At 49.1% G+C, this 532-nt stretch carries 1 pseudogene; it reads left to right on the top strand.

What is annotated here, in order from left to right:
* Positions 1 to 532 (top strand): annotated as a pseudogene (locus ACS8FC_RS20570) (apolipoprotein N-acyltransferase); the annotation flags it as partial.

Below are 532 nucleotides of genomic sequence, written 5' to 3' on the forward strand. Positions count from 1 at the left end.
CTGTACACATCCATCCATGTCTATGGTTCGACGCCCGTATGGCTTGCGCTGATTATGATTGCGCTGATGGGTCTCGGCATGGGGTTGTTCCATGGCTTTTTGGCGCTCATCTTTAATCGAGTGGTTGGCAAACAGCCATTATCTTTTGCTGCGCTGTGGATACTCCAAGAGTGGATGAAAACGTGGCTATTCACAGGCTTCCCTTGGCTATTCGTCGGTTATGCGTTTACTGAGCAATATTGGTTGTCATCCTTGGCGCCTGTTGCGGGTGTCTTCGCGGTTTCTTTTGTGGCGGTGCTGCTGGCTGCCAGTATCGTTGAGCTGTTGCGTCGTCGCGGCGGCTATATGATTCCGTCGATAGCCTTGTTGGTTATTAGCTGCTCGCTATGGTTGATCAATCCGCAGTGGACCAAACCAAAAGGCACGCCTGATTTATCAGTGTCTTTGATTCAAGGCAATATCCCGCAAGATCTAAAATGGCTTACTGAGTATCAAATAGAAACCCTAAAAATCTACGCAACCCTGACTCGAG

It is taken from the genome of Psychrobacter sp. 1Y4 (genome assembly GCF_051847555.1).